Source organism: Yersinia vastinensis (assembly GCF_044905075.1).
GTDB classification, from domain to species: domain Bacteria; phylum Pseudomonadota; class Gammaproteobacteria; order Enterobacterales; family Enterobacteriaceae; genus Yersinia; species Yersinia vastinensis.
The window spans coordinates 3,228,618-3,247,840 of record NZ_CP173260.1; the positions used below are offsets into that span (position 1 = coordinate 3,228,618).

A 19,223-nucleotide genomic window follows, 5' to 3' on the forward strand; every position below is an offset into this window, starting at 1 on the left:
AGAACCTATGACGGCCAGTACCTTATCATCACAACATAGTTAAAAACCAAGTAACTGCCGGTATGAGCGGCTCTCTTGTTCTTCTGGCAATAATCCGAGTTTGTCCGCTAAATCACGACATTCAACCTTAAGATAATCTAAAGCTGTAGCATCATCGGTCATGATGGCTATTTCAGCAAAATCCCCCAGCCCAGCTAAACAATCAACAGTAACGTGAAACTTCCCAACAAAATAAATACTACGCTGTTTTTCCAGTATAAAGGCTGGCTGATATCCTAACGTTGCCAGCATACTTTGCACTTTATTTATATCTTCAATTTTACTGGCTTCGCAACGCTCTATTTCAGGTCCCTTAACTATCCATAAACGAATACCCGAGGGATTCATTTCACGTAAAACCATACTGATCTTTTTTGCGGCCAAATCACCGCTGTTCGCTTCCAAATAGATATCTTTTTCATAATTATTGATCGCAAATGGCGTTGCCTTTTGTATTGCTAACTGCTCATGTAATTGAATGATGTCCGATACATGGAACTTTAACTCAACTTCATATTTGCCGACAAAATGCTCACTCATGAAAGACCTTACTAACCAGCGTTATTATGATGCTCGATCCTATACTCCATCGTGCAATGATCAAAATCATTATCGACACTTTACAGACTGACGGCACACATTGCCGAAGAGCAACCTATTTTAATCATTAGCGTTAGTTATGTTTAAACCTCAATTTCTTGGTGTTTGAGTACGATGAGAGCAGGAATAATGTGAGGGTATTCACAAAACAAACGATTTATCGAGAAAGCCTGACGTCCCTCATGTTTACTCATTGCACCAAAATAACTATCACCAATAAGTTTGAATGTGGGTGTAGAGCCAACGTATAGAAGTAATTGCAATGAGAGGAAGCCGCACAGATGAATCAATTCAATGATGAGAAAATGCAAACCTTGCTGACCCAATTGCGGCATATAGTGGGTGCGCGCTACTTACTCACGGGTGAACGGCAGACGGAACGCTATCGCACTGGTTTTCGCTCTGGGACGGGTTCTGCCTTAGCGGTAGTATTTCCTTCCACGCTATTGCAGCAGTGGCAATTACTACAAGCCTGCGTAGCTGCTGATACGATTGTTATTATGCAAGCAGCGAATACTGGGCTGACGGAGGGTTCGACCCCTAGCGGGGATGATTATGATCGCCCCATCGTCATATTAAATACTTTGCGTCTTAATCAGATTCAATTATTGAATGATGGTAAGCAAGTGATTGGCTTTCCGGGCAGCACTTTGAATCAACTGGAAAAACGCTTAAAACCTTATGACCGTGAACCCCACTCTGTCATTGGATCCTCGTGTATTGGAGCCTCTGTTGTTGGCGGTATTTGCAATAACTCAGGTGGATCGTTGGTGCAACGAGGGCCAGCATATACCGAGATGGCATTGTTTGCACAAATTGACGCTCAAGGTGAATTACAGCTCATTAATCATTTGGGTATTAATTTAGGTAATACGCCGGAGGAAATTTTAAAACGCTTAGAACGCGGTCAATATCGTGCCAGCGATATTGACCAAGGTATGCAGCAAGCCTCTGATCACGAATATGCGACACGAGTAAGAGATATTGATGCGCCAACACCATCACGTTTCAATGCCGATCCGCGGCGTCTATTTGAAGCTTCAGGATGTGCTGGAAAATTGGCGGTATTTGCCGTTCGACTGGATACATTTCCCAGTGAAAAACAGCAGCAAGTATTTTATATCGGCACTAATCAGACTCAGGTATTAACACAATTACGCCGGGCTATTTTGCGTGACTTCAAATATTTACCGATAGCCGGTGAATACATGCACCGCGATATTTTCGATATTGCCGAAGTATATGGCAAAGATACATTTGTGATGATCAACAGTATGGGCACCAATAACATGCCACGCTTCTTTACTTTAAAAGGCAAGATTGATGCTCGTCTAAGTAAAGTTCCTTTTCTCGTTGATCACTTAACTGATCGTATTATGCAGGGTTTTAGCCAAATTTTACCCAACCATTTGCCTAAAAGACTAAAAAGCTATCGTGACAAATATGAGCATCATCTGATGCTGAAAATGTCAGGGGAAGGAATTTCTGAAGCACAGCGATTCTTGAAAGAATTTTTTGCCTCTGCGGAAGGTAATTTTATTACTTGTACAGCGGATGAAGGGAAAAAAGCATTTTTACATCGCTTTGCCGCAGCAGGTGCGGCGGTACGATATCACGCAGTTCATGCTGATAAAGTAGAGGATATTTTGCCACTAGATATTGCCCTGCGCCGCAATGAGGAACAGTGGTTTGAAACTCTACCACCAGAAATAGATAACTGTATGGTGGCCAAACTTTACTACGGCCATTTTCTCTGTCACGTTTTTCACCAAGATTATATTGTGAAGAAAGGGGTTGATACACATGCACTCAAAGAAAAAATGTTGGCACTGCTAAATAACAAAGGAGCAGAGTATCCAGCCGAACATAATGTCGGCCATCTCTATATTGCAAAACCCGCATTGAAAATGTTTTATCAGCAGATAGATCCTACTAATAGTTTTAATCCTGGCATTGGTAAAACGTCAAAGCTGAAATACTGGCAGAAAAAATGACTCTCTCGACATGAGATTGCCAGTATCGAAACTAACTAGGTATTATCCGAATTTCGGCTGAAAATCACCTGAATCTTGTCAGACAAACTATAGTCAAAGTCTGGCACCATCATAGGTTAATACAACTGACAAATATTTTTTGATACTGAATTCGGGAGATAAAATGAAGATAATACTGTGGATTATTGCGATAATTTTTATTGTCGGATTACTGACCATTACTGGCGTATTTAAATTAATTTTTTAGTGAAATAATAATTGTCCATCCGACACTAATAAGCAGAACTTACAGATCATCTGCAAATTCTGTCACTTAGTAACCTTTAGACTCGAAGAACTTGGAGTGACGGGTGAAGAGCAAGAGTACAAATCCCGAATCACTTGTTCAAGTAAGTGATTCGGGTGAGTGAATGCAGCCCCTGCAACTTCAAGAGCAAAGATTATATTTACTCTGAAAGTTGAGCCAAGCGACCCTGAGAGTCCTTCTGCTGACGATAACTTTTTGCCGCCCCCGGAATTGGCGCTGCCTTACCCGTTTCTATCCAGCTACGTAGGCGATTTGCATCAGCAAAATGCGTATATTTACCAAAAGCATCCAGCACGACCAACGCGACAGGGCGATGACCTATGACAGTCCGCATTGCCAGACAATGCCCTGCTTGGTTGGTAAAACCGGTTTTCGTCAACTGAATATTCCATTTATCGTTATAAACCAAATGGTTAGTATTTCTAAATGGCAAAGTGTAATTAGGATCTCGGAACGTGGCCATTTTCTCTGTCGTAGTACTCAACTGACCAATCAATGGATATTGCTTAGTTGCTACCAATAATTTGGTCAGGTCGCGGGCTGTAGAAACATTATTTATCGACAACCCCGTCGGTTCAACATACCGCGTTTTTGCCATTCCCAATGATTTTGCTTTCGCATTCATAGCTTTAATAAATGCATTATAGCCACCAGGATAATGGTGAGCCAAGCTCGCCGCCGCACGGTTTTCCGACGACATAAGAGCCAGTAACAGCATATCTTTGCGGCTGATCTCGCTGTTTACCCTTACCCGTGAAAAGACCCCTTTCATTTCTTTTGTTTGATGAATATCGACAGAAATAATTTCATCAAGCGGTAATTTGGCATCCAATACCACCATTGCTGTCATTAATTTGGTAATTGATGCAATCGGCACCACTTCATCCGCATTATTGGCATAAATGACTTTATTTGTTTGTAAATCAATCACCATCGCACTACCCGATGCCAGCTCCAGAGGGGCTTTCCCTTGCATCTCACCTGACCCACCACTGGCCACGGCTAAAGGAGCAACACTGATACTGGTGGATAAAAGCAAGAAACTTAATAGTGCAGAACGGATTTTCACATGCATATGCGTCAGCTTAGATAGGTTGTCGGAAGACATTGTGGTTGTTCCGGCGCATTATAAATTACAGTAATGTATTGCGCACCACTCATTCTAAAAATGATTGTTACAAAGATTAAAACTGCCTAATTGCTATTCAGCAGTAAACATTTACCAAAGAAAACAAAGCCACCGATTAAATATTATTCTATAATTGCCAACATAAATTTTATGATAAAACTAATTTACAGGTGTTTATATGGGAACAACAATCTTTGGGATTCTCTTCGGGGTATTTTTAATCGCCGCAGGTTTGGCTGATATTCATGATGAAAACCTCGCCTCACTGACTTTTTGGGTTGACGCATTGTTGATTTTTGTTGGAGCCGTCTTCCTATTGGGTATTGCAAAGTTTATTGGTCGCAAAAGAAAGTAATCGGTGAGTCCCCATTAAAAAGGCGCTTAATGCGCCTTTTTATTATCTATAATCCTTGTTCTTATACCAAATCAGTCATCACTAACTGGGCTATTTCGAAATAGATAATCAAACCGGTACCATCGATAAAGGTAGCAATAAAGGGGGCCGATACCACAGCCGGGTCAATAGACATCCGCTTTAGCACCATCGGAATAACAGAAGAAACAATAGCACTCCACACGGTGATAGCCACTACCGTCAAACTCACCACGATAGTTACTTCCATCCCAACGCCCAAGAACCACGCTCGAATCCAGGCAGCCAGACCAATGGTTATGGCAACCATAAGAGAAGTGGAAACTTCTTTACGCAATACGGCACCAACATTTCGCAGGCTTACTTCGCCAAGCGCCATAGCTCGTACAAGGGTCGATGTAATTTGCGTGCCGCTGTTTCCTCCCGTACCAATTAATAGTGGGATAAAAAACGCTAGCGCAATAGCCGCTTCCAGTTGTTCCTCAAAAGCTTTTAATACTGTTCCAGTATAGGCCTCCGCAACAAACAGCAGTAATAACCAAACGACCCGCTTACGCCATAATGTCACTGGGCTGGTTTGTAAATAAGGCTCATCAAGAGGCAAACTGGCTCCCTGTCGTTGAGCATCCTCAGTATTTTCGTCTTCAATTAATTCGGCAATATCTTGCGCCCGTAATACCCCCATTAACTTTCCGTGGCTTAATACTGGAACAAGATCCAAACCACATTTTGCCAATAAGCTGACGGCCTCATGACGGTCTTGGTCTGGGGATACCGAGAAATAACTTTGATTGATAATCTGAAAGACGTTTATATCTTGCTGCTCTTCTGTCAGTAAACTCTTAACTGAGAGCAACCCGAGCAAGTGCCGATTATTATTCGTTACCAGCAATTGCGTCGGTATTTCATTGTCTGAGATATTTTGTAAAAAATAAGCTTTAGCTTCTGCGACAGACATATCAGCCGACACCGTAATATAAGCATCGCTCATATAAGCGCCTATAGTAGACTCTTTATCTTCGCCTGGATTGAATGGATTTTGTTTTGGTAATGCTAAGTCGAAATGTGAACTCATAAATGACCCTATTACTGTTATCAATTAGCTAAACAGTCCTCACATAGGGGCGTAACCAGATTAGAGAGTGCTCTATGGCTATCTCCGTGTCTAAGTTTTAGCACTATACAACGTATCTGATTTCTCAGAAGTTACTTTGGGTTATACCTTAATCCGATATAACCTGTCCTAACCTTGGGCGTCTCTGGACGTCGTCAGATCAGTAACCTGTGTTTGTATAGGAGCCTCGCCTAACGAGATACTGCATTTAAAATGCGAGTACACTATAAACGCGATACTTAAACCAAATCAAAAGAATAACCATTCTTGTTTAAGGTATATTGAGAGTTCGGATTTTTATGTCGTTCTATTAAAAAGCGGCTAGTTCACACTCGTAAAATAGCTGCTGCAATATCTTTCGAGGTTTTTAACGCGCGGATTTCACTGAATAAGTTAGTCGCTTCGGTATATTCTTTACGCAAATAACCAAGCCACTGTTTGATGCGGGCAACATGATATAAACCCGTATCCCCCTGTTTTTCTAGCTGTACGTATTTTTGTAGCAATTTTATGACTTCCGGCCACGGCATACGCGGTTCGTTATACTTAACAACTCGGCTCAAATTCGGCACATTCAGCGCCCCTCGCCCAAGCATAATTGCATTGCACCCCGTTACTTTCATGCACTCCTGCGCACTGTGGTAATCCCAGATTTCACCGTTGGCGATGACCGGTATGGTGAGCCGCTGACGAATCTCACCTATCGCCTGCCAGTTTATCCGTTCAGCCTGATAACCATCTTCTTTCGTACGGCCATGCACTGCCAGTTCAGTCGCTCCGGCCTGTTGTACCGCATCAGCAATTTCAAATTGACGAGCGCCAGAATCCCAACCTAAGCGAATTTTTACTGTAACAGGGAGATGAGCCGGTACGGCTTCGCGCATAGCTTTAGCACCCTGATAAATCAATTCAGGGTCTTTTAGCAATGTCGCCCCACCACCACTGCCGTTAACCAATTTAGAAGGGCAGCCACAGTTTAAATCAACGCCGTAAGATCCCAATTCAACCGCACGAGCGGCGTTTTCCGCTAGCCACTGTGGGTACTGGCCTAACAATTGGATACGTACCTGTGTACCCGATGATGTTCGGCTCTGTTGGTAAAGCTCAGGGCACAACCGGTAGAAGGATTTCGCTGGCAATAGTTGGTCGACCACCCGTAAAAATTCGGTGATACAAAGATCATAATCATTGACCTCACTGAGAAGCTCGCGTACCAGTGAATCTAATACACCTTCCATCGGTGCCAGTATTACCCGCATGCTAATTACCCTGACCTCTTATCTGTGTCATAACATCCCCGCCCAGTGGCGATAAATTCTATACAATATAATGATAAAAAAGACCCGCAATGATACGGGCGAAGCGCGGTTTAAAACAAGTGATAGCCCTGTAATGATGGGCTTAGATGAAAAAAAACCGCCTCCATAGAAGCGGTTTGATCAGCGAATATCTTGTGACTTATTCGCCGGGATTACGGCTACGACCACGTGAAGATGGGCCTGCCGGGCGGCGTTGACCATCAGCCTGGCTGCGTGGGCGGCTGTTACGGCTATCACCGCGACCTGCTGCGCCACCCCCATTTTGCGAACGGCCCGCGTTGCTACCACGCCCCATACCCGGACGTTGTGCTCCACGGCCTTGACGGCCATTTTGAATCGGATCTGCTTTGATGCTCGGGTCCGGCTCATAACCATCCAGCGCAATACGTGGAATTTCACGCTTCAGTAAGCGCTCGATATCACGCAGCAATTTATGCTCATCTACACAGACTAAAGAAATTGCTTCACCAGTACGTTCCGCGCGGCCAGTACGACCAATACGGTGTACGTAATCTTCCGGTACGTTTGGCAATTCATAGTTAACCACATGCGGTAACTGATCGATGTCCAAACCACGGGCAGCGATATCCGTCGCCACCAAGACACGGATTTTGCCGTCTTTAAAATCGGCCAATGCACGAGTACGCGCCCCTTGGCTCTTATTACCGTGAATTGCCGCGGCAGTAATGCCGTCTTTATTCAACTGTTCAGCTAAATGGTTAGCGCCGTGCTTGGTACGGTTAAACACCAAGACTTGCTGCCAATTACCTTCGCCAATCATCTGGGACAGCAATTCACGTTTGCGGTTTTTATCCACAAAATGAACGCTTTGCGCAATTTGCTCAGATGCGGTATTGCGACGAGCCACTTCAACTGACGCTGGATTGTGCAGCAGTTTGCTCGCCAATCCTTTAATTTCATCAGAGAACGTCGCGGAGAACAGCAGATTCTGGCGTTTAGCGGGCAGTTTCGCCAATACACGACGGATATCATGAATAAAGCCCATATCCAGCATGCGGTCGGCTTCGTCCAATACCAAAATCTCAATCTTGGACAAGTCAACTGCGTTCTGATGTTCCAGATCCAGTAAACGACCAGGCGTTGCGACCAAAATATCAACGCCACCACGCAATTTCATCATCTGTGGATTGATGCTCACGCCGCCAAATACTACCAGCGAACGCAGCTTCAAATATTTGCTGTAACTTTGTACGTTTTCATCAATCTGCGCAGCCAGTTCACGGGTCGGCGTCAAAATCAACGCACGGACAGGACGACGGCCTTTAATGGGCTGTTGGTTCTGACTCAATAGTTGCAACAATGGCAAGGTGAAACCAGCGGTTTTACCTGTACCGGTTTGCGCACTGGCCATTAAATCGCGGCCTTCCAGTACCACAGGGATTGCCTGACGTTGAATTGGCGTCGGCACAAGGTAGCCCTGCTCTTCAACAGCACGCAGGATGTCGGCGTTTAGGCCGAGAGAATCAAATGACATATTACGAGAAGCTCCAGATCTTCCCAATCCCGACGATATCGTCAGGTGCAGTTTCAAGGGAAGATTATCAGACGAGGTATGAATTGAGGCATTACCACGAGGATTGGCACAAACTGCAGTGCACCATTGCGGCTGATTATAACAGATGTTTAGCAAGAAAAGGGATATTTACACGTTTCTTAAGATTTTTATTAGTTTAAACATCAGAAAAATTGATTTATGGCTGGCGATTGCTACAACTTAGAAAACAAAAATGGGGCTTTTGGCCGACATAACTTTACAGAACCACAAGAGCGGCCTAAAGTTAATCATATGATTGATTTATTATTTAGCTATCTATTAATATTTGTAAAAATAATATTCGCTGAGTATGAAGCCCATGCCCAATTCATCAATACCACCAATGCCTATGACGGCCCGCGGTGAGCAAGCCCGCCAGCAGTTGATACAAGCAGCGACCGAATTGTTCGGTGAGCTGGGTTTGAAAGGCGCCACCACGCGTGATATCGCCCAGCGTGCGGGTCAGAATATTGCTGCAATAACCTACTATTTCAATTCCAAAGAAGGTCTATATCTGGCAGTTGCGCAGCAAATTGCCGATTTTATCAAGCAAGCCTTCGCACCCTTGGCACAGGAAATTGAGCAGTTCCTCTTACTGCCTTCCCAAGAGCAACATCCTGAGCAGCAATTACATTATATTCGCCGAGGACTGCTGGAATTCAGCCATTTGATGACACAGCCTGAAACCCTGAATATCAGCAAAATAATGGCACGCGAGCAGCTTTCTCCCAGCGATGCCTATCTGCTGATACACACACAAGTCATTGCGCCATTACACCAAAAATTGAATTTGCTGCTGGCCGCATTTATTGGCGCTGATGCTAATGCCACTAAAACTATTCTTCATACTCATGCATTGATCGGTGAGGTTCTGGCTTTTCGTATGGGACGTGAAACTATCCGTCGGCAAGCCGGATGGCTGGACATTGGTTATGCAGAAAGTGAAATGATTAATCAGGTACTTATCGAGCATATTGACCTGCTTCTTCATGGCTTACGGGCCAAAAATTTAGGGTGAAATAACTCATCATTTTTTTAATGAAACTTGTGGTAATAGAATCAGTAACAGATAGGGAGCATTATGAATCGCAAGAAGATTATAGTGGCCGTCGTTATTGTTGCGCTGTTGGCGGCGCTAGGTTATGGATGGCATTATTATCGTCAGCAACAGGACGCAGCATTAACGTTATACGGCAATGTTGATATCCGCACAGTGAATCTCGGTTTTCGGGTGGGTGGCCGTCTGGCGTCATTATCCGTTGATGAGGGAGATAAAATCCAACCGGGACAGGCGCTAGGAAAACTGGATGATGGCCCTTATCTCAATGCACTCAAACAGGCACAGGCCAATGTGCAAAGTGCTCAGGCGCAGTTGGCTTTACTGAAAGCCGGGTATCGAGAAGAAGAAATTGCTCAGGTAAAATCTGAAGTTTCTCAACGTGAAGCCGCATTCAGTTATGCCGATAGCTTCCTAAAACGCCAGCAAGGATTGTGGGCAAATAAAGCCACTTCTGCCAACGAATTAGAAAATGCCCGTACGGCGCGTAATCAGGCACAAGCAAATCTACAAGCATCAAAAGACAAACTCGCTCAATATTTGAGTGGCAATCGCCCGCAGGAAATAGCCCAAGCCGAGGCCAATCTCGCCCAGAGTGAAGCCGAACTGGCGCAAGCTCAATTGAATTTACAAGACACCATTCTACTCTCACCATCCTTAGGCACTGTACTAACTCGCGCAGTAGAGCCGGGCACAATTTTATCTGCCAGCAATACGGTATTTACCCTCTCGCTCACCGATCCCGTCTGGGTACGAGCCTATGTCAGTGAACGCCATTTGGGTCAAGCGATTCCGGGGACAGAGGTAGAGATCTTTACTGATGGCCGCCCAAACAAACCTTATCACGGCAAAATAGGGTTTGTTTCACCGACAGCTGAATTTACCCCTAAAAGCGTTGAAACACCGGACTTGCGTACCGACTTAGTTTATCGCTTGCGAATTATCATCACCGATGCTGATGAGTCACTGCGACAAGGTATGCCCGTTACCGTCCGTTTTGTGCAACCTTAAGGCGGTATGAGTTATGAATGGAGTCCAGCATCTTATTACTCTGGAAGGGGTCGAAAAGTCTTTCCCCGAATTGGATAGACCTGCCGTTGCCAGTCTGACCACGGAAATTCGCAGCGGAGCGGTCACTGGTTTGGTTGGGCCGGATGGTGCGGGTAAGACCACATTGCTCCGCATGCTGGCAGGGCTGCTAAAACCAAGTCTTGGAAAGATAACCGTTGTCGGCCTAGATCCACTGGAAAATGATCGCCAGTTACATTCAATTCTTGGTTATATGCCGCAAAAGTTTGGTTTATACGAAGATTTGACGGTCATGGAGAACCTGACGCTGTATGCTGACCTGCGTGGCGTGACCGGAGAAGAGCGGCGCCAGACCTTCGAACGCCTGCTGACATTTACTGATTTGACTCGATTCACAGAGCGGCTGGCTGGCAAACTCTCTGGCGGGATGAAACAGAAACTTGGATTAGCCTGTACCTTGGTCGGTCAACCCAAAGTTTTACTATTGGATGAACCGGGGGTGGGTGTTGACCCTATCTCGCGCCGAGAGTTATGGCGCATGGTTCATGAGTTGGCCAGTGACGGAATGCTTATCTTGTGGAGCACATCCTATCTGGATGAAGCAGAGCAGTGCCGCGAAGTCTTACTGCTCAATGAAGGTAAATTACTGTATAGCGGCGCGCCTCAAAATCTGACACAACGCATGAGTGGGCGCACAATTCTGGTCGCTACCCGAACGGGAACTAACCGTAAATTACTGCAACATGCACTAACAATGCCTCAAGTCAGCGATGGTGTTATTCAAGGAAAATATGTGCGGCTAATCCTTAAGCCGGATGTGGATCACCGCCAAATTTTGTCACTTTTAAATCAACCCAATGCCGAGATGATGGAGGCAGAACCGCGCTTTGAAGATGCTTTTATCGACCTGTTAGGTGGTGGCCCAGCCAGTGAATCTGCACTGGCAAAGATAATGCCCAAGGTTGAAGGCAGCCACGATGAGACGGTGATTGAAGCCCAAGAGTTAACGAAAAAATTTGGTGATTTTGCCGCAACTGACCACGTTAACTTTCAGGTTAAACGCGGCGAAATATTCGGCTTACTCGGCCCAAACGGAGCGGGGAAATCAACCACTTTTAAAATGATGTGTGGGTTATTGGTGCCCAGTTCAGGCAAAGCATTAGTGCTGGGAATGGACTTAAAAACCAGTTCAGGTAAAGCACGGCAACATTTAGGGTATATGGCACAGAAATTCTCCCTGTATGGCAACCTGACTGTTGAGCAAAATCTAAAGTTTTTCTCCGGTGTTTATGGGCTACAGGGCAGTACCCAGCGCGACAAAATAACAGACATGATCTCGGCCTTTAATTTCACCCCGATTCTTAGGCAAACCCCGGACTCACTGCCGCTGGGTTTTAAACAGCGTCTGGCACTGGCTTGTGCCTTAATGCATGAACCCGACATTCTGTTTCTTGATGAACCGACCTCCGGCGTCGACCCACTCACTCGCCGTGAGTTCTGGCTACATATTAATGGGATGGTAGATAAAGGTGTCACTGTCATGGTCACCACCCACTTTATGGATGAAGCGGAGTACTGTGACCGCATCGGGCTGGTTTATCGCGGTAAAATTATTGCGGCGGGTACGCCAGACGAGCTAAAGCAGCAAGTTGCTACTGATGAAAATCTTAACCCATCGATGGAAGAAGCATTTATCGGGCTGGTCCAGCGCTATGACCAGCAAAATGATAAGGAGCAACAGCCATGACTGAACCACAGTCATTCTCCGCAAATACACTGCCGGCAAATAAGGGAGAGACTTATCAGGATACCGGATTTTCCTGGCGTCGCCTGCGTGCATTATGTCGTAAAGAGACCCGACAAATTCTGCGAGACCCAAGCAGTGGCTTGATCGCCTTTGTCATCCCGTTGTTGTTACTGTTTATTTTTGGCTATGGTATCAATCTGGATTCCAGCAAACTGCATGTCGGCATTTTGATGGAGCAACAGAGCAAACCTGCGCAAGATCTCGCTAATGCTTTTGCCAGTTCGCCGTATATTTCTCCACAAATCAGTGATAACCGCCATGCCCTGATTCAGGCGATGCAAGCTGGCAAAATTCGTGGATTAATCGTCATTCCTAATGATTTTGCCGAACAACTGGCACGGCCAGAAAGCAAAGCTCCCATTCAGGTGATTACCGACGGTAGTGAACCCAATACTGCCAACTTTGTGCAAGGTTATGCGCAAGGGGTATGGCAAATCTGGCAACAACAGCAGGCACAAAATCTAGGGCAAAAAAATGATCCACTGATTGAGATACAAGTGCGCTATTGGTTTAACCCAGCCGCCATCAGCCGACACTTTATTATTCCCGGTGCCATCACCATTATTATGACGGTAATTGGTGCAATCTTAACTTCGCTTGTCATTGCGCGCGAGTGGGAACGCGGCACCATGGAAGCGCTGCTCTCCACACAAGTCACCCGCAGTGAATTACTGTTGTCGAAACTCATCCCCTATTACGTTCTGGGCATGATTGCGATGGCCCTTTGTATGGCGGTGTCAGTATTTATCCTAGGCGTGCCTTATCGAGGCTCCTTGTGGATATTATTTGTTATCACCAGCCTGTTTTTAGCCAGCACACTAGGGATGGGGCTGTTAATCTCAACGATTACGCGCAATCAATTTAATGCCGCCATGATAGCGCTGAATGCCGCCTTCCTACCGGCAGTCATGCTCTCGGGCTTTATTTTTGAAATTGATAGTATGCCCGCAATTGTTCGTGCTGTGACCTATATCATCCCTGCCCGCTATTTTGTCAGCAGCTTGCAGACCCTATTTCTAGCGGGAAATATCGGGACGGTTCTGGTGGTTAATCTGCTGTTTTTAATAGCATCAGCCGCGGTATTTATTGGCCTGACTGCATGGAAAACGCATCGCAGGTTAGATTAAAGGAAGAGAATATGTTTCATCGCCTCTATACATTGATTATTAAAGAGTTACAGTCGCTGCTGCGTGAACCGCAGACCCGTGCGATATTAATCATGCCGGTGATATTGCAAGTGATCTTATTCCCATTTGCCGCCACGCTAGAAGTCACCAATGCCACAATTGCCATTTACAGCGAAGACAGTGGAAAAGCCTCGGTAGAGCTGACACAGCGCTTTGCTAAAGCCGAAGCATTTTCTAATGTGTTGCTGCTGCATAGTCCGCAAGAGATTAAGCCCGTAATTGATAACCAGAAAGCGCTGCTACTGATCCGCTTCCCGGAACAGTTCAGTGCCGATTTGGCCAATGGTAAAACCACCCAATTGCAGCTGGTGCTGGATGGACGCAATTCCAACAGCGCCCAGATAGCCGCAAATTACATTCAGCAAATAGTCCAAGAGTACCAACAGGAATTAACCCACGGTCAAATCAAACCCAATAACAGCGAGTTGGTTATCCGAAATTGGTATAACCCGAATTTGGATTACAAATGGTTCGTTGTGCCATCATTGATTGCGATGATTACGACGATTGGCGTGCTGATTGTGACGTCATTGTCAGTGGCACGTGAACGGGAGCAGGGTACGCTGGAACAGTTATTGGTTTCACCGTTAACAACGTGGCAAATTTTTATCGGTAAAGCAGTACCAGCACTGATTGTTGCTACTTTTCAAGCCACTATCGTGTTGTTTATTGGTATCTTTTTCTACCAAATCCCCTTCGCAGGATCGCTGGCACTCTTTTACGGCACCATGCTGCTTTACGGCCTGTCGCTGGTTGGCTTCGGCTTATTGATTTCATCATTATGCTCAACTCAGCAGCAAGCGTTTATCGGCGTGTTTGTCTTTATGATGCCCGCCATTCTGCTTTCGGGTTATGTCTCGCCGGTGGAGAACATGCCAATCTGGCTGCAAAATATTACTTGGATCAATCCTATTCGCCACTTTACTGATATTACTAAACAGATTTACCTCAAAGATGCCAGCTTCGATATTATCTGGAGCAGTTTATGGCCACTGCTGGTCATTACAGCGACCACGGGGAGTATGGCGTATGCGATGTTTAGGCGGAAAATAGCTTAAATGTTAACTCGTTGATTTAGCTCTGTTCATAAGTAAGACGGCGAAGAGTGAATGAATATTAACCGAAACCTTATCCGCTACTTTAACAAGCAGGCAGACCTCAATTCTTAAAAAACAAAAAGGGCACCAACTTGGTGCCCTTCATCAAAGTCTTAAACTACCAGCTTAAGCTGGATCAGAGTTAACGGCGGTTGCCGAAAATCCGCAATAACATCAAGAACAAGTTGATGAAATCAAGATACAGGGTCAATGCGCCGACGATAGAATATTTACGGAAATTATCTCTATCATTAGAATCCAACTGTGCGCCCATATTTTTTAGCTTCTGGGTATCATAAGCAGTCAGACCAACAAACACCAACACACCGATATAAGTGACAGCCCACATCAATGCCGGGCTTTTCAGCCAGATATTAACGATAGAAGCCAACACAATACCGATCAACCCCATAAACAGCATGCTCCCCATACCACTCAAATCACGTTTAGTGGTATAGCCGTACACACTCATCGCACCAAACATCCCGGCACAAATAATAAAAGTGCTAGCAATAGAAGCGCCGGTGTACATGATAAGAATGCTAGAAAGTGTCAGGCCCGTCAGTGCCGAATACAACATAAATAGGCTGGTTGCCATTGAACCGCTTAAGCGATTGACCATGCCAGAAATCACAAACACCAAACCTAACTGAGCAATAATCAGCCCGAAAAAGGTGATCTGGCTGGAGAAGATAAAATTCAATACCGCAGGCGTATTCGCTGCGTACCAGGCGACAACCGCCGTTAATAACAGACCACAGGTCATCCAGCCGTATACCTGCGCCATATATGCCTGAATGCCAGAGTTGGCACGTTCGACAATTGAACCATTAGAGCGTGGATAGCGATCCATGGTAGTTACCTTATGCATATAAATAATGATACAGGCTATCAGCTGACAGCCCACCGACTCTTTAAGGGTATCACAGAAATAGGGCAAACAAGGGAGTAAAAATAGGTATTTAAGGCTAATCTTTACACGGGTTTACGTACAGTTTACCAGCGCTTGGCCGCCGCATGATCACTGTCTCGCGATTCGACCCAACGCTCACCCTCAGCAGTGGCTTCCCGTTTCCAGAAAGGTGCTCGCGTTTTTAGATAGTCCATAATGAATTCTGCCGACTCAAACGCCATACTGCGGTGGGCGCTGGTCACACCCACAAAAACAATTTCGTCACCGGGAAATAGCGGCCCTACCCGATGGATCACCGAGACCCGCTGCAGTGGCCAGCGACTACGCGCTTGGGCAATAATTTCACCCAGTGCCTTTTCTGTCATGCCGGGATAATGCTCCAGCGTCAGAGCACTGACATTGGCACCAAGATTATGGTTACGCACTTTGCCAGTAAAAGTCACTACCGCCCCATCTTCATCACACTGTGATAGCCACTGATATTCATCGCCAACATTGAATGGCTCCGATCCAACACGGATACGGGTATTTTCCATGATCAACCTCCGGTAACCGGTGGGAAGAATGCCACTTCATCGCCCGCAACTAATGGGTGTTGAGCATTGACCAGCGATTGATTCACCGCCGTGAGCAATTTGCCCTCTTCCAGCGCTAACTGCCAGCGCTCACCACGTTGACACAAAGATTGTCGCAGAGCATCGACGGTAGGGAACTCTGCCGCCAGTTGCAGGCGGTCAGTCCCTACCAGCTCACGGACTTGAGCAAAAAATAGAATCTCAATCATGTGTTCACCTTAAAATCACCTGATTTACCGCCACTTTTTGCAAGCAGGCGAACCGGGCCAATTATCATGTCTTTTTGTACAGCCTTGCACATATCGTAAATTGTTAATGCTGCAACGGATGCCGCCGTCAAGGCTTCCATTTCCACCCCAGTTTTACCGGTTAAACGGCAGCAAGATTCAATGCGAACCCGATTGTGTTCCGGCTGCGCCTCCAGTTGGACTTCCACCTTGGTGAGCAACAACGGATGGCACAATGGAATCAATTCCCAGGTGCGTTTCGCCGCCTGAATCCCGGCAATGCGCGCGGTGGCGAAGACATCGCCTTTATGATGGCTGCCCTCAATAATCATCGCCAATGTCGCGGTATGCATCTCAACAAAAGCTTCCGCTCGCGCTTCACGTACAGTTTCAGCTTTGGCTGAAACATCCACCATATGTGCTTCACCAGCGGCATTAATGTGAGTCAGTTGGGTCATATTCATTATCCCTTCGTTCTTGACGTTGCAGGGGTGTTCGCTACGTTCTTGACGTTGCAGACAATCAGCCACCAATAAACGATAAATTCTGTGTGATGCCGCTATTGCCTTGATGCAAGAAATGGGTTTGTTTCTTGGTTTGCAATGCACTCTGAATCCGCGCCATTAATTCATATTGTTGATCATCGCTGCTCAGCAAGTCGCGTAGCGTAATACCTTGCTCACCAAATAAGCATAAATGCAGATTTCCCAGCGCTGAAACACGCAGGCGGTTGCAACTGGCACAGAAATCTTTCTCATATGGCATGATAAGCCCCACCTCACCCAGATAGTCTGGGTGGTGAAACACCTGAGCCGGGCCATCGCTGCGTGCGCGCTCTTGCTGTTGCCAACCTTGTTGGAGTAACTGCTGACGAATGATGTCACCGGAAACATGGTGTTTACGGAATAGATTGCCACCCTCTCCAGTTTCCATCAGTTCAATAAATCGCAACTGAATAGGTCTGGATTTTATCCAATGAAGGAATGCCGCCAGATTACGATCATTGACATCTCGCATCAGCACAGCATTGATTTTGACTTTCTCAAAACCAGCATCAAAGGCGGCATCAATGCCTTGCATAACCTGTTGAAATTTATCTTGCCCAGTAATGGCATGGAACTGCCGAGGATCGAGGCTATCAACGCTGACATTAATGGCTGTCAACCCTGCCTCACGCCATTGAGCGGCATCACGCGCTAAACGATAGCCATTAGTGGTTACCGCCAAAGTACGGATCGCTGGGTTTTGCCGGATAGTGGCAATGATATCGGTGAAATCGCGTCGCATAGACGGCTCGCCGCCAGTTAGACGAATTTTCTCCGTGCCCAACAAGGCAAAAGCACGGCTAACCCGGCTTATCTCGTCAAGGCTTAGAAAACTTTTCAATCCGTCCGGACGATAGCCATCAGGCAGACAATACGTGCAACGAAAATTGCACACATCGGTAATCGATAGGCGCAAGTAATAAAACTTGCGCGCAAATGCGTCAGTCAGTTGTACCATAACACCTTTCCAAATACGGGAGATGCAGGCATTTCTACCTCGCACCCTGGTGGCTTATCGCCACGGCCAGAACATCATATTGTCGGTAACAGAAACAACGTAGACGCTAAGGCTAGGAGTTTGCGTTCAGTCACTGCTTTAAGCATTGAGCGAACCATGGTTAAAAAAGCAAAACTCATCACGACTGTTAATCGCTAAAAACCTCACTTTTCCTAGAGATTCTAACGCTAAAACTGCAGGATAGCCAATTGCTGTTTTTCGCTATATATTTTTATATACAACGACTTATACAACAAAACACCTTGTTATTGAGCTTATTTTAATCGGTGGCTAATACTTTGTTTAAAATCACGAAAATCATGGCTTTTATCGCGTTTTAACGTCAAATCCATTAACGTATGCAGCAATTTCACTATTAGCTACGCTGTAAGAGCTAGGCAACACTATTTTTGACAGGAAACATATGCGAAATCGCACATTAGCGGATCTTGACCGGGTGGTTGCATTAGGCGGAGGACACGGTCTAGGGAGAGTTATGTCAGCACTTTCCCCATTAGGCTCGCGTCTGACCGGTATTGTTACCACCACCGATAATGGCGGTTCAACCGGCCGTATACGTCGTTCTGAAGGCGGAATCGCTTGGGGGGATACGCGTAATTGCCTGAATCAGTTAATAACCGAGCCAAGTGTTGCCTCTGCTATGTTTGAATATCGCTTTACTGGTAATGGCGAATTGGCGGGCCATAATTTGGGCAATTTAATGCTCAAAGCGCTGGATCATCTGAGCATTCGGCCAATTGAAGCCATCAATTTGGTACGCAGCTTGCTGAAAGTCGATGCTTGGTTAATCCCAATGTCAGAACAACCGGTAGATTTACTGGCTATCGATCATGAAGGGCATCCGGTATACGGCGAAGTGAATATTGACCAACTAGCACATATGCCACAAGAGATGCTGCTATCGCCCCATGTCCATGCAACAAAGGAAGCGATTGAAGCGATCAGTCAGGCCGATGTCATCTTAATCGGGCCGGGCAGCTTTTTAACCAGTTTGATGCCACTTTTGCTGCTAGATGATCTAACGCAAGCTTTGCGGCGCAGTTCTGCCAGCATGATTTATATTGGCAACCTAGGGCGAGAGCTCAGTGTGGCTGCTGCAGAACTGTCGTTGCATGAAAAACTGGCTATCATGGAAGAAAAGATTGGCCGAAAAATAATTGATGCAGCAATCGTTAGCCCGCGTATCGATATTAGCGGTGTTACGGACAGAATTATTGTTCAGCAGCCGTTGGAAGCCAAAGATATCCCTTACCGCCATGACCGTGAATTGCTGCGTCAGGCACTGGAAACCACGTTACAGCAATTGGGTGGCGCAAGCCCAACACCGTTGAGCTGAGA

General features: G+C 45.9%; 18 protein-coding genes and 2 riboswitches. Of the genes, 8 read left to right on the forward strand and 10 right to left on the reverse strand.

Going from position 1 to position 19,223, the window contains the following annotated elements; all coding sequences use genetic code 11:
• Positions 1-39: 39 nt before the first annotated feature.
• The gene (gene cyaB, locus ACIOG0_RS15045) at positions 40-579 is read right to left on the reverse strand and encodes a class IV adenylate cyclase (RefSeq protein ID WP_050098794.1); all 540 of its coding nucleotides are present in this window, start codon (positions 577-579) and stop codon (positions 40-42) included.
• 341 nt (positions 580-920) lie between these two features.
• On the opposite strand from cyaB, the gene dld reads away from it, so the two are divergent.
• The gene (dld, locus tag ACIOG0_RS15050; RefSeq protein WP_050098795.1) at positions 921-2,633 is read left to right on the forward strand and encodes a D-lactate dehydrogenase; all 1,713 of its coding nucleotides are present in this window, start codon (positions 921-923) and stop codon (positions 2,631-2,633) included.
• A 446-nt stretch (positions 2,634-3,079) separates the two neighbouring features.
• Here dld and pbpG read toward each other — a convergent pair whose 3' ends face one another.
• Positions 3,080-4,015, reverse strand: coding sequence for a D-alanyl-D-alanine endopeptidase (pbpG, locus tag ACIOG0_RS15055; RefSeq protein ID WP_128451733.1), 936 nt, complete (start codon positions 4,013-4,015; stop codon positions 3,080-3,082).
• Positions 4,016-4,247: 232 nt separating this feature from the next.
• Here pbpG and ACIOG0_RS15060 point away from each other — a divergent pair, with 232 nt between their 5' ends.
• On the forward strand, positions 4,248-4,424 hold the full coding sequence (locus tag ACIOG0_RS15060; RefSeq protein ID WP_072086582.1) for a hypothetical protein: 177 nt from the start codon (positions 4,248-4,250) through the stop codon (positions 4,422-4,424).
• Positions 4,425-4,485: 61 nt separating this feature from the next.
• Here ACIOG0_RS15060 and ACIOG0_RS15065 read toward each other — a convergent pair whose 3' ends face one another.
• The 3 genes from ACIOG0_RS15065 to rhlE all read right to left on the reverse strand — a co-directional run bounded on the left by ACIOG0_RS15065 (position 4,486) and on the right by rhlE (position 8,370).
• On the reverse strand, positions 4,486-5,517 hold the full coding sequence (locus ACIOG0_RS15065) for a magnesium transporter (protein ID WP_050098796.1): 1,032 nt from the start codon (positions 5,515-5,517) through the stop codon (positions 4,486-4,488).
• Between the two features lie 75 nt (positions 5,518-5,592).
• Positions 5,593-5,762, reverse strand: a riboswitch (M-box (ykoK) riboswitch).
• Between the two features lie 120 nt (positions 5,763-5,882).
• Positions 5,883-6,815: a tRNA dihydrouridine(16) synthase DusC gene (gene dusC / locus ACIOG0_RS15070; RefSeq protein WP_050098797.1), complete on the reverse strand. Its 933-nt coding sequence runs from the start codon at positions 6,813-6,815 to the stop codon at positions 5,883-5,885.
• 199 nt (positions 6,816-7,014) lie between these two features.
• On the reverse strand, positions 7,015-8,370 hold the full coding sequence (rhlE, locus tag ACIOG0_RS15075; RefSeq protein ID WP_050098800.1) for an ATP-dependent RNA helicase RhlE: 1,356 nt from the start codon (positions 8,368-8,370) through the stop codon (positions 7,015-7,017).
• Positions 8,371-8,740: 370 nt separating this feature from the next.
• Here rhlE and cecR point away from each other — a divergent pair, with 370 nt between their 5' ends.
• From cecR to ACIOG0_RS15100, 5 genes are all read left to right on the forward strand, one after another.
• Positions 8,741-9,448 (forward strand): transcriptional regulator CecR, encoded by a 708-nt coding sequence (gene cecR, locus ACIOG0_RS15080; RefSeq protein WP_050098801.1) that lies wholly within the window; start codon positions 8,741-8,743, stop codon positions 9,446-9,448.
• Positions 9,449-9,511: 63 nt separating this feature from the next.
• Positions 9,512-10,498: a secretion protein HlyD gene (hlyD, locus tag ACIOG0_RS15085; protein WP_050098804.1), complete on the forward strand. Its 987-nt coding sequence runs from the start codon at positions 9,512-9,514 to the stop codon at positions 10,496-10,498.
• Between the two features lie 13 nt (positions 10,499-10,511).
• Positions 10,512-12,263 (forward strand): ATP-binding cassette domain-containing protein, encoded by a 1,752-nt coding sequence (locus ACIOG0_RS15090; protein ID WP_050098805.1) that lies wholly within the window; start codon positions 10,512-10,514, stop codon positions 12,261-12,263.
• The gene (locus ACIOG0_RS15095) at positions 12,260-13,450 is read left to right on the forward strand and encodes an ABC transporter permease (protein WP_050141021.1); all 1,191 of its coding nucleotides are present in this window, start codon (positions 12,260-12,262) and stop codon (positions 13,448-13,450) included. The genes ACIOG0_RS15090 and ACIOG0_RS15095 overlap by 4 nt, the downstream gene beginning before the upstream one ends.
• An 11-nt stretch (positions 13,451-13,461) precedes the next feature.
• Positions 13,462-14,568, forward strand: a complete 1,107-nt coding sequence (locus tag ACIOG0_RS15100; RefSeq protein ID WP_050098809.1) for an ABC transporter permease — start codon at positions 13,462-13,464, stop codon at positions 14,566-14,568.
• 181 nt (positions 14,569-14,749) lie between these two features.
• On the opposite strand, the gene ACIOG0_RS15105 is transcribed toward ACIOG0_RS15100, so the two are convergent.
• From ACIOG0_RS15105 to moaA, 5 genes are all read right to left on the reverse strand, one after another.
• A complete protein-coding gene (locus ACIOG0_RS15105; protein ID WP_050098811.1) occupies positions 14,750-15,460 on the reverse strand; it encodes a Bax inhibitor-1/YccA family protein in 711 nt (236 codons plus the stop codon).
• Between the two features lie 143 nt (positions 15,461-15,603).
• Entirely contained in the window at positions 15,604-16,056 is a 453-nt protein-coding gene (gene moaE / locus ACIOG0_RS15110) for a molybdopterin synthase catalytic subunit MoaE (RefSeq protein ID WP_050098813.1), read from the reverse strand.
• A 2-nt stretch (positions 16,057-16,058) separates the two neighbouring features.
• Positions 16,059-16,304 carry a molybdopterin synthase sulfur carrier subunit gene (gene moaD, locus ACIOG0_RS15115; RefSeq protein ID WP_050098815.1) on the reverse strand — a complete coding sequence of 82 codons (246 nt, stop codon included), beginning with the start codon at positions 16,302-16,304 and terminating at the stop codon, positions 16,059-16,061.
• Positions 16,301-16,780, reverse strand: coding sequence for a cyclic pyranopterin monophosphate synthase MoaC (gene moaC / locus ACIOG0_RS15120; RefSeq protein ID WP_050098817.1), 480 nt, complete (start codon positions 16,778-16,780; stop codon positions 16,301-16,303). The genes moaD and moaC overlap by 4 nt, the downstream gene beginning before the upstream one ends.
• A gap of 64 nt (positions 16,781-16,844) precedes the next feature.
• Positions 16,845-17,825: a GTP 3',8-cyclase MoaA gene (gene moaA / locus ACIOG0_RS15125; protein WP_050098820.1), complete on the reverse strand. Its 981-nt coding sequence runs from the start codon at positions 17,823-17,825 to the stop codon at positions 16,845-16,847.
• Positions 17,812-17,956, reverse strand: a riboswitch (molybdenum cofactor riboswitch). (Overlaps the previous gene by 14 nt.)
• Positions 17,957-18,288: 332 nt before the next feature.
• Here moaA and yvcK point away from each other — a divergent pair.
• Positions 18,289-19,221, forward strand: a complete 933-nt coding sequence (yvcK, locus tag ACIOG0_RS15130) for a uridine diphosphate-N-acetylglucosamine-binding protein YvcK (protein ID WP_050098822.1) — start codon at positions 18,289-18,291, stop codon at positions 19,219-19,221.
• The last annotated feature ends 2 nt before the right edge of the window (positions 19,222-19,223 follow it).

Excerpts from the sequence above, each read along its gene's own strand:
- moaC (WP_050098817.1), bottom strand. The coding sequence starts at position 16,780 with ATGACCCAACTGACTCACATTAATGCCGCTGGTGAAGCACATATGGTG.
- ACIOG0_RS15060 (WP_072086582.1), top strand. The coding sequence starts at position 4,248 with ATGGGAACAACAATCTTTGGGATTCTCTTCGGGGTATTTTTAATCGCC.
- cyaB (WP_050098794.1), bottom strand. The coding sequence starts at position 579 with ATGAGTGAGCATTTTGTCGGCAAATATGAAGTTGAGTTAAAGTTCCAT.
- dld (WP_050098795.1), top strand. The coding sequence starts at position 921 with ATGAATCAATTCAATGATGAGAAAATGCAAACCTTGCTGACCCAATTG.
- ACIOG0_RS15090 (WP_050098805.1), top strand. The coding sequence starts at position 10,512 with ATGAATGGAGTCCAGCATCTTATTACTCTGGAAGGGGTCGAAAAGTCT.
- yvcK (WP_050098822.1), top strand. The coding sequence starts at position 18,289 with ATGCGAAATCGCACATTAGCGGATCTTGACCGGGTGGTTGCATTAGGC.
- ACIOG0_RS15095 (WP_050141021.1), top strand. The coding sequence starts at position 12,260 with ATGACTGAACCACAGTCATTCTCCGCAAATACACTGCCGGCAAATAAG.
- ACIOG0_RS15100 (WP_050098809.1), top strand. The coding sequence starts at position 13,462 with ATGTTTCATCGCCTCTATACATTGATTATTAAAGAGTTACAGTCGCTG.
- dusC (WP_050098797.1), bottom strand. The coding sequence starts at position 6,815 with ATGCGGGTAATACTGGCACCGATGGAAGGTGTATTAGATTCACTGGTA.
- moaE (WP_050098813.1), bottom strand. The coding sequence starts at position 16,056 with ATGGAAAATACCCGTATCCGTGTTGGATCGGAGCCATTCAATGTTGGC.
- ACIOG0_RS15065 (WP_050098796.1), bottom strand. The coding sequence starts at position 5,517 with ATGAGTTCACATTTCGACTTAGCATTACCAAAACAAAATCCATTCAAT.
- ACIOG0_RS15105 (WP_050098811.1), bottom strand. The coding sequence starts at position 15,460 with ATGGATCGCTATCCACGCTCTAATGGTTCAATTGTCGAACGTGCCAAC.
- pbpG (WP_128451733.1), bottom strand. The coding sequence starts at position 4,015 with ATGCATGTGAAAATCCGTTCTGCACTATTAAGTTTCTTGCTTTTATCC.
- hlyD (WP_050098804.1), top strand. The coding sequence starts at position 9,512 with ATGAATCGCAAGAAGATTATAGTGGCCGTCGTTATTGTTGCGCTGTTG.
- moaD (WP_050098815.1), bottom strand. The coding sequence starts at position 16,304 with ATGATTGAGATTCTATTTTTTGCTCAAGTCCGTGAGCTGGTAGGGACT.
- moaA (WP_050098820.1), bottom strand. The coding sequence starts at position 17,825 with ATGGTACAACTGACTGACGCATTTGCGCGCAAGTTTTATTACTTGCGC.
- cecR (WP_050098801.1), top strand. The coding sequence starts at position 8,741 with ATGAAGCCCATGCCCAATTCATCAATACCACCAATGCCTATGACGGCC.
- rhlE (WP_050098800.1), bottom strand. The coding sequence starts at position 8,370 with ATGTCATTTGATTCTCTCGGCCTAAACGCCGACATCCTGCGTGCTGTT.